The 12,797-nt window shown below is 40.5% G+C and carries 10 protein-coding genes and 3 tRNA genes; 2 read left to right on the top strand and 11 right to left on the bottom strand.

Translation table 11 applies throughout. From position 1 onward, the window contains the following. Nucleotides 1–85: 85 nt before the first annotated feature. The 5 genes from U3A58_RS09830 to U3A58_RS09850 all read right to left on the bottom strand — a co-directional run bounded on the left by U3A58_RS09830 (nucleotide 86) and on the right by U3A58_RS09850 (nucleotide 4,265). A complete protein-coding gene (locus U3A58_RS09830) occupies nucleotides 86–646 on the bottom strand; it encodes a 1-acyl-sn-glycerol-3-phosphate acyltransferase (RefSeq protein WP_323823247.1) in 561 nt (186 codons plus the stop codon). Next, nucleotides 643–1,446, bottom strand: a complete 804-nt coding sequence (locus tag U3A58_RS09835) for a patatin-like phospholipase family protein (protein ID WP_323823248.1) — start codon at nucleotides 1,444–1,446, stop codon at nucleotides 643–645. Before U3A58_RS09835 ends, U3A58_RS09830 begins: the two co-directional genes overlap by 4 nt. Then, entirely contained in the window at nucleotides 1,436–2,275 is an 840-nt protein-coding gene (locus tag U3A58_RS09840) for an MBL fold metallo-hydrolase (protein WP_323823249.1), read from the bottom strand. The genes U3A58_RS09835 and U3A58_RS09840 overlap by 11 nt, the downstream gene beginning before the upstream one ends. A gap of 51 nt (nucleotides 2,276–2,326) precedes the next feature. Continuing rightward, nucleotides 2,327–3,274: an acetyl-CoA carboxylase carboxyltransferase subunit alpha gene (locus tag U3A58_RS09845; protein ID WP_323823250.1), complete on the bottom strand. Its 948-nt coding sequence runs from the start codon at nucleotides 3,272–3,274 to the stop codon at nucleotides 2,327–2,329. 280 nt (nucleotides 3,275–3,554) lie between these two features. Beyond that, nucleotides 3,555–4,265 carry a DUF6962 family protein gene (locus tag U3A58_RS09850; protein WP_323823251.1) on the bottom strand — a complete coding sequence of 237 codons (711 nt, stop codon included), beginning with the start codon at nucleotides 4,263–4,265 and terminating at the stop codon, nucleotides 3,555–3,557. A gap of 317 nt (nucleotides 4,266–4,582) precedes the next feature. Between U3A58_RS09850 and U3A58_RS09855 the strand changes: the two genes are divergently transcribed. Continuing rightward, complete coding sequence (locus U3A58_RS09855) at nucleotides 4,583–6,061, top strand: pyridoxal phosphate-dependent decarboxylase family protein (protein ID WP_323823252.1); 1,479 nt, start codon at nucleotides 4,583–4,585, stop codon at nucleotides 6,059–6,061. A 365-nt stretch (nucleotides 6,062–6,426) separates the two neighbouring features. Here U3A58_RS09855 and U3A58_RS09860 read toward each other — a convergent pair. The 6 genes from U3A58_RS09860 to U3A58_RS09885 form a co-directional block, all read right to left on the bottom strand. Beyond that, nucleotides 6,427–6,500: transfer RNA gene (locus tag U3A58_RS09860), tRNA-Asp, on the bottom strand. Between the two features lie 48 nt (nucleotides 6,501–6,548). Beyond that, a tRNA-Asp gene (locus U3A58_RS09865) sits at nucleotides 6,549–6,622 on the bottom strand. Nucleotides 6,623–6,670: 48 nt separating this feature from the next. Further along, nucleotides 6,671–6,744, bottom strand: a tRNA-Asp gene (locus U3A58_RS09870). A gap of 814 nt (nucleotides 6,745–7,558) precedes the next feature. Continuing rightward, nucleotides 7,559–9,469, bottom strand: a complete 1,911-nt coding sequence (locus U3A58_RS09875) for a polysaccharide biosynthesis protein (protein WP_323823253.1) — start codon at nucleotides 9,467–9,469, stop codon at nucleotides 7,559–7,561. A gap of 225 nt (nucleotides 9,470–9,694) precedes the next feature. Beyond that, the gene (locus tag U3A58_RS09880) at nucleotides 9,695–10,315 is read right to left on the bottom strand and encodes a sugar transferase (protein ID WP_323823254.1); all 621 of its coding nucleotides are present in this window, start codon (nucleotides 10,313–10,315) and stop codon (nucleotides 9,695–9,697) included. Then, complete coding sequence (locus U3A58_RS09885; RefSeq protein ID WP_323823255.1) at nucleotides 10,316–11,455, bottom strand: aminotransferase class I/II-fold pyridoxal phosphate-dependent enzyme; 1,140 nt, start codon at nucleotides 11,453–11,455, stop codon at nucleotides 10,316–10,318. A gap of 580 nt (nucleotides 11,456–12,035) precedes the next feature. Between U3A58_RS09885 and U3A58_RS09890 the strand changes: the two genes are divergently transcribed. Then, nucleotides 12,036–12,746, top strand: coding sequence for a sugar transferase (locus tag U3A58_RS09890; protein ID WP_323823256.1), 711 nt, complete (start codon nucleotides 12,036–12,038; stop codon nucleotides 12,744–12,746). The last annotated feature ends 51 nt before the right edge of the window (nucleotides 12,747–12,797 follow it).

Below are 12,797 nucleotides of genomic sequence, written 5' to 3' on the forward strand. Positions count from 1 at the left end.
ATTAGGTAGGATTTCAGACAACGATCAAAAATCTATTGACTCAAAATTAATTCAGGCTTTTTCGATTAAAACCTGAATACATTTATCAAAGAATCCCCTTCTCAGGATGCCTTCCTGTCACGGTTCTCCCGAATACTTTAAGCTCTTCAATTTGCGCATCCATATTCCCGTCAGGATAAATACAAGGGCCGATCCCAGCTTCTTTTTTCTTATAGTCAAGATAGCCGATTATTATAGGAACATTTGCTCCAAGTGCGATGTGATAAAACCCTGATTTCCATTTTTTCACCTGACTTCTAGTTCCCTCCGGCGTCACCATGACCACCAGCTCATCCCGCTCCTTCAGCATAGAAACCATAGATTCTGTGTAGGTCTGTTTCCTGCCTCCAGGAACACGCCTTCTATCTATGGCGATAGCACCAAGCCCTCGAAGCAACCAGCCTAAAGGCCCGACCATCACTTCTTTTTTGATGGTAAATCGCACTGGAATATCCATCAAAAAAAATGCTGCCCTGGCATAAAGAATATCCCAGTTTGAAGTATGAGGGACAGCGATAAGTACAGCTTTCTTTAGTCCCTGGGGCCAGTTATTATTCAAAGACCAACCCGAAACCCAAAACACTATACGTGACAGAAACTTCATCATGCTTTAATAGATTTTTTGCTTTCCCCAGCCAATTCCAAAATCGAAGGATTGTTTTCCATGTAATTCATCGTATGATCATACCCCACACCAAATAACTCAGAAGCTTTTTTAATATCGAAAACGCCATATTTTCCCAATCCTGGAGGCTCGATAAAATAGTCACATTTAGATTTTCGGCTGTACACGTTATAATTCATAGCCATGATGACTGACCTCTCGATCAGTTTTTTCATGTTACTTATATTGGTTTCTTCTGGTAGCTGATTGCAATTCACTCCAATCACAAAATCGCAAATCCCGTCCAGCGGCTCCACAGGTAGATTGTTAAGCACTCCACCATCTACGAGGTATCTGTTACCGATGACAATCGGGTCAAACATCCCAGGGATGCAGGAAGAAGCCATTATTGGCCGGATCAATTCCCCTTCTGAATAATAACGGACCTTGCCTTTTTTAATATCTGTAGCGGCTACGGTCAAGGGAATTTGCAACTTTGAAAAATCATCGTGATCTAGGTAGAGCTTAAATAGACTTCCTACAGAATCCATTTTCAGAAAACCTGTCAGGGAAATCGCAGGTCTCAAAAACTTGAAATAATTTGTCTCTACGATGATTTTGAGGATTTCTTCAGGCGAATAACCTTGACAGAACATTGCTCCGACGATGGCACCAGCAGAAGTACCTGAAATATTTGTAGGGAAGATTCCAGATTCAGTCAGCGCCTTCAATACTCCCAAATGAGCAATTCCCCGAACACCTCCACCCGAAAGTGCAATTCCGATTTTCAACTTAGATTTCATCCAGTCGGAATGTTTGATCCAAACGAACTCCTCTATCAGTCATTTTCACGGTGCAGCACTCATTCACGGGATCATGCTCCAGAAATAAAATATATTCCTCACGTGCAGCTTCTTCCAAAAACTTAGCTTTTTCATCCATCGTACGAAGTGGGCGAGTATCATAGCCCATCACATAAGGCAAGGGAATATGGCCAACCGACGGAAGCAGATCAGCGACAAATACCACAGTCTTTCCTTTATACTGGATCTTTGGCAGCATTTGCTTATCCGTATGCCCGTCTGCAGTAATAAATTCGAAACCTGGAAGAAATGAGTTATTCTTTAAGTCCAAATAATCCAACTGTCCCATTTCCTGCATGGGAAGGATATTCTCTTCCAGGAAAGATGCTTTTTCCCGAGGATTGGGGTCGGTTGCCCATTGCCAGTGTTCCTTGTTGGACCAATAGTTGGCTCTAGGGAAAGTCATTTCATATTGCCCATGAGAGCCATATTTCACTCCGCCTCCACAATGGTCAAAATGCAAATGGGTAAGAAAGTTATCTGTGATTTGGTGAGCGCTAACGCCAAGTATCTTCAAGCTCTTTTCCAAAGAGTCATCACCATGAAGATAGAAATGGGAGAAAAACTTGGCATCTTGCTTATCTCCAATACCATTGTCAATCAATACGATTCTATTTCCCTCGACTACGAGGAGAGATCTCATAGCCCAGGTGCACAGGTTTTTTTCGTCTGCCTGATTTGTGCGTGACCAAAGTGTTTTGGGCACTACACCAAACATGGCTCCTCCGTCCAGTTTGAAGAATCCGGTATTGACTACGTGTAATTCCATGATATAAAAGAAAAATCCCGGACTTGGTGAGAAATCCGGGCTTAAAATATTTTATTCAACTACTACACCCATCGAGCAAAACTTGTCGATGCGCTGTTCAATTCTTTTCTCTGCTTTAATTTTATCGAGCTCCTTCAACGCTTTCAGAATAGCTTCCTTGAGGGTGATGGCCATTTTTTTCATATCCCTATGCGCTCCACCCAGTGGTTCTGGAATAATACCATCCACCAGGCCATTGCCGTGCATATCTATTGCAGTCAACTTCAGTGACTCCGCAGCCTGCTCCTTATAATCCCAACTTCTCCAGAGAATAGTAGAACAGTTTTCAGGAGAGATAACCGAATACCAGGAATTTTCCAACATCATCACGCGATCCCCTATCGCAATACCCAAAGCGCCTCCTGAGGCTCCTTCACCAATGATGATGCAGATTACAGGTACCTTTAGCATAAACATTTCCTTAATATTGCGGGCAATTGCCTCACCTTGGCCCCTTTCTTCTGCCTCCAAACCTGGAAACGCACCTGGAGTATCAATCAATGTGACAATAGGCTTACCAAACTTTTCAGCCATTTTCATGAGGCGAAGAGCCTTTCTATAGCCTTCAGGATTTGCCATCCCAAAGTTTCTATGTTGGCGTTGCTTAGTATTTCTACCTTTTTGCTGCCCAACAAACATTACAGATCGTCCGTCCAGATCCCCTAAACCGCCAACCATCGCCTTATCATCTGCTACATTTCTATCTCCATGCAATTCGACAAAATCATTTGTCATTTCATAGATATAATCCAGCGCATAAGGTCTGTCGGCATGCCGGGAAAGCTGAACTCGCTGCCAGCGGGTCAGATTTTGAAAAGTTTCTTTTTTCAAAGCAAGAATTTTGTCTTCAAGGGATTCAATATCTGAGCTTAAATCGATTTTTCTACCGATAGCCAACTCCTTCATTTCCTGAAGTTTCTGTTCTAAATCAGCTATAGGTTTTTCGAATTCTAATACCATTTTGGTGATTTTTGGGAAAGCCAAAGATAAGCATATACCCTTGGGAATTAAAATTTTTAATCGCCCTTAGCTTTAACATATGGAAGAATAAATAGAAAAGGATGCAAAACAAAAAAGGATTTTCAGTCCGCCCCATGTGTTCCAGATGGTTCCTAATGAAAATGAAAAACCTATGCTTTCAAAAACGCTGAACCAAAAGGGTCGTACAAGTTGGCTCTATTTTCATTCCTCAGACCTATATCGTGGTAGACCTTTTCTACTAACCCTGCCCCCATCTGATTCATGCTCCCTGCTTTGTGAAAGTGCTGCGTTTCTTCAATTTCAGTGGCTTATTTAGATTAATTGCTCCCAAGTAAAATACAATTGCAGCTATTGCCATAATCGTATGACTGATGTCCAGGTAGTTAAACCATGTATGAAACGAAACCTGACTCATATAGAACAGAGCGGCGGTGGAAGCGAGCACAACAGCCAGCAGAACAAATGCACTACCTCGATCTCGGGTCTTGTAGTATACCCACAGATGAAAAGGAGCAACTATTGCCAAAAGGCCATAGCCGGAGTGAAATTCAACCCAGCTGAAATCGAGCGTTATCATTGTAATAGTCATAATGATGACCAATTCTATCACATTGATGATCAAAAAGGATTTTCCAACAACTGGTATAATATATGGTTTAGCATGTTGGATAGCGGATCGTTCTATCAGCGCTACCGAAAGCATACTTGTGATCCATCCAGGCAATTTCCATGAAAACCCTAATAAATATAAAAATGCATGTCCAACAAGGCCACCGAGACCGGTAGCAATTCCCATTAGAAGGAAATAATACTTAAAATAGAGCTGGGGACGGTCTGATGATTTTTTCTTTGAGAGCTTATAAAACGCATAAAAGCAAACCATAGAAACAAGCAGGTCGGTAAGGGTTGTCATGGGTTCATCAACCCGTAAACCAAAAATATAAATGGATGGTTGGGGTAAGATTTCCATAGTTCAATATACAAATGGATAGAAAGATGCTTTGCAAATTAGACTCATTTGGCGGAAAGGAAAAGTCATTTGGATCTGAAAATATGCAAATACTGATCGTTCAACGACGTATGCCCCCAGACCTTTTATATAGGTCAGATTACTATGGTCTATGTACTCACAGTCCTGCTACTCAGGCTAGCATGAAAGAAAGCTTGTTCCTGAGCTTGGCCGTGGGAGGTTCCAGTTGCTAATGCCCAAGAATAGCACTTTTGATCAAGATTTATTACTTTCAGTAGCGCCATTGTCAAGTTGACTTTTTCCAATCCCTACACACCATGTTACCTTCTCGACACTCCCCCATCGAACTAAGCAAAGAGGACTTTAGACAAGCCGGATACCAAATGGTAGATTTGATAGCTGAATTCATCGGCAACATCGATCAAAAGCTGGTTACCACTGCTGAAACTCCTACACAGATTCAAGATATTTTAGGTACGGCAACCCTTCCAGAAAACGGCATTCCGGTTTCCCAGTTAATTTCAAGAACTACTGATTTGCTATTGAATCACTCTCTTCTCAACGGTCATCCGAAATTTCTAGGATACATCACATCATCTCCTGCTCCCATTGGTGTCTTGGCGGATTTATTGGCCGCTGCAGTAAATCCAAATGTGGGTGCCAATAGTTTAAGTCCGATGGCAACGGCTATCGAGAAGCAGACAATCAAATGGTTGGCAGAGTTTATTGGAGTTTCACCAGACTATGGTGGAATATTAGTCAGTGGAGGTAACATGGCCAACTTCACCGCTTTTCTTGCCGCTCGAACGGCAAAGGCACACAAGAATTTGAAAAAAGAAGGATTGCCGGGGATGCCACAAAAAATGATTGTTTATTGTTCTAAGACAACCCATACCTGGATTGAAAAAGCAGCGGTCTTATTTGGTCATGGTTACGATTCCATTCGATGGATACCTACGGATGCTGAAAATAAGATGGACAATGCCATTCTCGCCCAAACGTTGGAAAAGGATCTTAAGAATGGCTTGAAACCATTTATGGTGGTGGGAACTGCCGGAGACGTCAGCACCGGAGTAGTTGATGATCTTGCAGGTATTGCTGCCATATGCAAAAAATATGATCTATGGTTTCATATCGATGGTGCTTATGGGATTCCCGCTGCAGCGATTCGGGAATACGAAAATATGTTTAACGGCATTCAAGAGGCAGACTCCCTTGCATTAGATCCTCATAAATGGCTCTATGCACCGCTTGAGGTAGGCTGTGCATTGGTGAAAAATCCACAGCATCTGCTTGATACTTATAGTTCACATCCGGTTTACTACAACTTTGAAAATACCAAGGATGAGCCATCGATGAATTTTTATGAATATGGTTTTCAAAACTCAAGAGGATTCAGGGCTTTGAAAGTCTGGATGGCTATGCAACAGGTTGGAAGAAATGGATATGTGCAGATGATCAATGAAGACATAGCCATTTCAAAACACTTCTTTGAAAAAGCAAAAACTCATCCTGAGCTTGAAGCCATAACGCAGAAGCTCAGCATAACCACGCTGCGCTATTTCCCGAAGGGTAAGTGGGATAATACCTATTTAAACACCTTGAATGAAAATCTCCTGAATATCCTGCAGAACGGTGGAGAATTATTTTTGTCTAACGCTGTAGTGGTTGAGAAATACTGTCTGAGAGGTTGTATTGTCAATTTCAGGACTTCGAAAAAGGATGTTGAAGAAATCATTGAAATCATCGTCCGCGAGGGCAGAAAACTTCATACCCATCTACAGGAAAGTATTTGATTCGCAAACCAAACACCTGTTGACTTCACCCAGTAATGATCCTAACCAGTCACACTTTTTAATACCTATACCTGTGTACTGATGTCCGTAGCGGGACATTATCAGAGTAATATAAATGCAAAAAAGTCCCGAATTTCTTCGGAACCCTATGCGGAATGGACAGCCTGTCCCGAAAGCTTTCGGGAGGACTCGAACCCACGACCTTCCCGATGAATCGGGACAGGCATTCTAAACATACAAATTATGAGAGGTGATTAAAGGAATTGTAAACTATTTCAGGGCTAGTTTTATCTTTTCTTTGGATTAGGTGAATAAAACAAAGTTCGCAAACACAAAAAAGTCCCGAATTTCTTCGGGACCCTATGCGGAATGGACGGGACTCGAACCCGCGACCTCCTGCGTGACAGGCAGGCATTCTAACCAGCTGAACTACCACTCCAATATTTTATTTGTCACTAGTTGATGAACTTCCTTCATCAATATCAAGCGGAATGGACGGGACTCGAACCCGCGACCTCCTGCGTGACAGGCAGGCATTCTAACCAGCTGAACTACCACTCCAATATTTTATTTGTCACTAGTTGATGAACTTCCTTCATCAATATCAAGCGGAATGGACGGGACTCGAACCCGCGACCTCCTGCGTGACAGGCAGGCATTCTAACCAGCTGAACTACCACTCCGTTTTCTTCAATTGCAGGACTGTTTTAGATTTCTCTTTAACTACCCTGTTTTTGAGTGATGCAAAGGTATGTTTTAGATTCGTTAATGCAAAAGTAGATTTGAAAATTTGCCTTATTATTTCGTATGAACTTCTTATTCAAGGAGATATTTTTCAACTCAGCTACCTACTTAAAGCAATTGGGAATATCTAATCTTTGCAAAGGCTAGTTATTAAACATACCTTTCTTGCATTTTCAGTTCGATCCCATCATCTCCAAGACAAGAGAGATTTCGGCTTTTTACTTCTTGATTCACTTGACCTAATCTATCTATACGCAACTCACCTATTTGCTCAATGTAATAAGCAATTTTGGCTAAAACTTCATTCCTACCTAAATAGCAGTTCCATAGAGTTTATGTCCGGCCTACCTAATAAGGCGGAGATCACACAACTCTACCAACTCATGAAGGACCCTACGAGAATCGGTCAATTCAGACTTAACTACTTGACTTGCAACATACTAGCCAAGAACTCCTCATCATTGGATGAATAGTTGCTCAGTTTTTCCGGATCACAATGACTGTTCCCCACTGATAAGACAAAATTTGCCGCGGAAACTGAATTTAAGGCTTTGTGATTCAACCACTTATTAAGATCTATGCTGATACCTGCTTCTACTCTATACCCTAATCCTACATCTCCTTCAATTAAGATAAGAGATTTTATGGTCGCACTAACAATAGAACTTAGATGGTGGATTCTATTCAATGATACTTCCTAAGCTGCATCGAGATTTTGATAGTTATGAACGGGCAATTGATCTGAATAAACCCCTAGTTAAGCCTGTCCAGAACGCCAAATCTGGAGGAGTTGGAAATAAACTCAGGTACTATTACTTTCAGATGAGACACCAATTCATTTTCAGAATTTTTAATGACTAAATCCAGGAATAGTTCGATTTGACCGTCGATTTTGTGATAAGAAGAAGGCTGTACCTGAGCAATTTTGATTTTAGGATGGTGGGTAATTTTAACTGTTTCAAAATCGTTGAGCAGCTCTTCATAAAGCTTTTCTCCATCTCTCAATCCTGAGAAAACCACCTTAATATCCTCCCCTACTTTTTTGCCTGAAAGTTGAATCATCTTATTGGCCAAATCCAGTATTTTAATTGGTTCACCCATGTCGAAGACAAAAATCTCCCCACCTTCCCCCATAATTCCAGCTTCCAAGACCAATTGACAGGCTTCCGGAATAGTCATAAAGTACCTGGTGATTTCCGGGTGAGTCACAGTGATAGGCCCACCATGCATAATCTGCTTTTTAAATAAAGGTATTACCGATCCATTTGAGCCTAATACATTTCCAAATCGAGTAGTAATGAACTTGGTATGATAATTTTTGTGATTTCGCTCTAGGTATTCATTGAGCGCTTGCACATACATTTCTGCAGCTCTTTTGCTAGCTCCCATTACATTGGTAGGATTTACGGCCTTGTCTGTGGACACGAAAACAAATTTGTCCACCTTAGCCAGCACAGAAATATCAGCGAGTATCTTCGTACCTAGCACATTTGATTGTATTGCCTCTGCAGGATAATTTTCCATCATGGGCACATGCTTATAGGCTGCGGCATGAAATACAACCTGAGGTTTGAAGGCTTTAAAAACTTCCTTCACTTTCTTTTTGTTGCGCACATCACCGAGGACAATCTTGATGGGGCAAAAAGAATGATTTTCCTTAAACTCCTGCTCCACATCATATAAGGCTGATTCTGCCATATCAAACATTATAAGAAGCTTGGGGTCATAGTGACAGATTTGTCTGCAAAGCTCAGACCCTATGGAGCCAGCCGCTCCAGTCACCAAGATCACTTTTCCCTGCATGTCTTGATGTATTCTTGGATTATCCAAAATTATTTGCTCTCGACTAAGCAGGTCCTCAATTTTCACTTCGCGAATTGCCCCGGCGGTTAAGCCACCGTTGATCCACTGATCTACCGGAGGAACTATTGAAACAGATATTTTCAATCGAAGACACTCATCTATCACCTCTTTCTTTCGCTGTACAGACAGATCTCTGACTGCTATTATCACCTCAGTAATATGGAACTGCCGTACTAATCTCTCAAGATCTCCTAAGCCCTTATATATCCGCTTGCCATCTATATTCTTACCTTCTTTTTTGGGATCATCGTCCAAAAAAGCAACTGTGTTAAAAAGAATTTTGCTATCTCGCTTGATGGCTTCTTGGGCAATAATCCCAGCCTCTCCTGCACCGAATATAATTCCATTCTTCAGCTCCTTTACCAGAATGCCGTTTTTCAGGTAAACGAAAAGTTCTTTCACCACCAATCGATAAAATATCAACAAAAAAAGCGATGAAAGGCTCGCGATGATCAATACTGAAGTAGGCAGCAAAAACCTATCATTCAAGAAGTTCCCATGGAAGAAGTTCAAGAATAGGAAGAGAATGAAATTGATCAGGACAGTTTTAAAGATATTTGAGCCATCTCTAAAGCCGGTGTGTCGCACTATACCTTCATAGCTTCGGGTATTCTGCATCACCAGTAGCCCACCGACCATAAACGTAATGCTCCCTGCAATGGCATCGTATTGTTCAATCAATCCTAGCTCAAAGTTGAACCTTACCAAATACCCAAACAAGGCACATTGAAAAAGAATAAAGGAGTCAAGCGTAGCTATTATCCATCTTGGAAGGATTTTTAACCGAGTCAAAAAATTCATAATATAAATTTATTCAAATAGCTAAATTTAACAATCTCATACTGACGCAACTGATTAAAGTGCAAAATAACTACTTTTTCAGCGTATCCCTAAATTCTAGTTAAAAGATTTTAATATTATTTTGCATTTTTAGGGTTTTCAAATGGTGATTCATGGGTATATACGATAAACTACCGCTTGTGGATTTACTTCCTTGATAATTTACCCAAACCAAAACTCGTTGGTTTAAAGCCTTTCTTTTCCAGAACCCTCAAATCTTCCCACAGAAACATGCCCATGTTGGGTTACCCCCTTACCAACAAGCACATTAGCTAAAGTTTTAAAAAGAATTCTAAGGTCCAAAAGGAAGGATAAATTATCTACATACCAAACATCAAACTTGAACTTGTTATCCCAAGAAATAGCATTTCTACCGTTCACTTGAGCCCAGCCTGTCACACCCGGTCTTACTTCATGCCGTCTGGCTTGCTCATTAGAATACAGGCTGATGTAATCATAGAGCAAAGGTCTAGGGCCAACTAGGCTCATATCTCCTTTTAGCACATTGATCAATTGGGGGATTTCATCCAGAGATGATTTCCGGATCATCCTACCAAAACCTGTGATTCGCTCTGAATCAGCCAATAGATCCCCATTGTTATTAACAAGGTCGGACATAGTCTTGAATTTCAATATCTGAAATGGAACATTCCCCCTCCCCGGACGTGCTTGCGAAAAGAAGGGTGAACCTCTGTGGTGAAGGCTTAAGCCAATCAGCAAAATTAAAAAAATTGGCAAAAGCACAATAAACATCAAAAAAGCAAGAATTATATCTACACCTCTTTTAAGCCAATTACGATAAATCACTTATTTAAATGTTTTACTGAGTTCTGTATGGATTACATCTACAATCATTTCCTGATCGTGAAGTGTCAAATCTACTGAACTAGGAAGACAAAGTCCACTTTCAAATAGCCTCTCAGCCAAACTTCCTCCGTAATACGGAGTCATGTTGAAAACAGGCTGCGTATGTAAGGGTTTCCAAAGATACCTGCTTTCAATGCCCTTCTTCATTAAGGCTGTCTTCAATTGCTTATTTGAAAATCCTGTCTTCCTATAATCAACCAAAATAGCTGTAAGCCAATAGTTTGAGGTAGAGTCAGAAGACTCTGTTTGAAATTCAATACCGGGGAAATCCTTCAATAAGGCTCTATATCTTTGATTTACAAGTCTTCTGCTTTTGATATAAGAATCCAACTGCTCTAGCTGCGCAAGACCGACAGCTGCTGAAAGGTTATTCATTTTATAATTATAGCCAATTTCTAGGTGATGGTAGAAAGGCAGGTCTTCTCTTGCTTGGGTGGACAGCAACTTTGCTCGTTGGATTATAGCCGTATCATTTGCAATCAACGCACCACCACCACCGGCAGACATGATCTTATTTCCGTTGAAGGAATAGACCCCTATTTGCCCAAAAGTGCCGCATGCCATGCCCTGATATTTGCTTCCAATAGCTTCGGCAGCATCTTCCAATACAGGGATATTGTACTTGGTAGCTATCTCTAAGATCTCTTTTAATTTGGCAGGCATGCCAAATAAGTGAACTATTACTATGGCTTTTGGTTTTTTACCTTTGGAAATTCTGCTGAGAATGGTGTCCTCAAGAATTTCCGGACTAATATTCCAGGTTTCCTTTTCGCTATCTACAAAAATCGGGTTGGCTCCCAGATAAACCACTGGGTTGGCTGAAGCACAAAAGGTAAAAGACTGACAAATCACTTCATCACCTGGACCTATACCCAACAATACCATTGCCAAATGCAAGGCTGAGGTACCCGAATTCAACACAACAGCTTCATGAGTCCTTAGTCTTTTTGAGAGCTTGCTTTCGAATCTATTGATAAATTGACCGGAAGTCGCTATGTGACCAGAGCTTATCGCCTGTTGAGTATAAAAATTTTCGTTGCCTTTAAATACGGGAAAAGAAAGTGGAATATTAAGAGCCATGCATGTTTTTAGCTAAGACTGCCAAAATATACCACACAAATATCAAACCACCATAGCGCAAATCACAGCAACACAGCCCAAAAACATCTGTTAATTATTTATTAATTGGTCTATACCATTAATCAATAATGGTATTTGGAGGGGTTAGCCACTCTGTGATTTTTCATAAATGACAATTATAAGCTATTCATTATTAAAACTTTAAACTGAAATTTTACTGTTTAACTTAAGCAAGGAATCACGCACTAATCCAGTCCAAAACTACTGGCTATTGCCAAAAAAGAAAGGAAATAAATAAGGCTATTAATTTTGAAAGTTTTAAAATAAAATTCAAAAATTTTACTCCAAACAGCAAAGTATAGTATGTGAAAGCTAAATAAGCTACTAAAACCCTAAGCAAGTGCTAAGAGAAAAGATGAGGGATATGGCATGATTTTAGGAGTTTGGATTACAGCTAATTCTAAGGGAATTTCTGCCTGATTCAACAGAATTGAAAAGGCTAAACAAAAAAATAACCTTTGTAAAAAACTGGAAATCTAGTGATCTTTACCAGCGCAGTAAACCTACAAGTATATCACCTTTGAAAAATAGAGCAAAGCAGAATAACCAACTAGAAAAAAAAGTTCTTGAAATTAATTCAAGCAATCTAAAAGCTCTGGAGCAAGAGGAGATATTGCTTTCCGAGAAGCTAAACTGGTTCAACCTAAGTATTAAGAGATTCATTGATCTATTTTGCTCTATAGGCTTAATGATCGTAATAGGTTGGTGGCTTTTCCCCATTGTAGCCATCCTTATAAAACTGGATTCTCCTGGGCCAATATTCTACACCCAAAAACGGGGAGGGATATACAACTCAGTCTTCAACTGCTATAAATTTCGGTCTATGTCCATCAATAAGCAGGAAGACCTGAAGCAAGCTACCAGAAATGACCCTAGGGTAACAAAAATAGGCAGAATCCTACGGAGAACCAGCATAGATGAACTGCCACAGGTTTTTAATGTAATCTATGGAAATATGTCTTTAGTAGGTCCCAGACCCCTGATTTTGTCACAAAATGAGGAAAATGCTAACTATATTGAAGGATATAAAAACAGGCATTTGGTCAAGCCCGGCATTACGGGATTGGCGCAGGCAAAGGGCTACCGGGGAGAGACGGAACTACCCAATTCCATCTATTTTCGATATAAACTGGACATGTATTACATCAAGAATTGGAGCGTAGTCTTTGATCTTAAACTTATCTGGATGACTGCCAAAACCATTTTTTCCGGTGATGAAAACGCGTATTGATTTACTTATTAGCCGAAACTGCCTCCAGCTTATAACCCTATTAGGTGCATA

Origin of the sequence: Algoriphagus persicinus (assembly GCF_035156415.1) — a bacterium.
In the GTDB taxonomy this organism is placed as follows: domain Bacteria; phylum Bacteroidota; class Bacteroidia; order Cytophagales; family Cyclobacteriaceae; genus Algoriphagus; species Algoriphagus persicinus.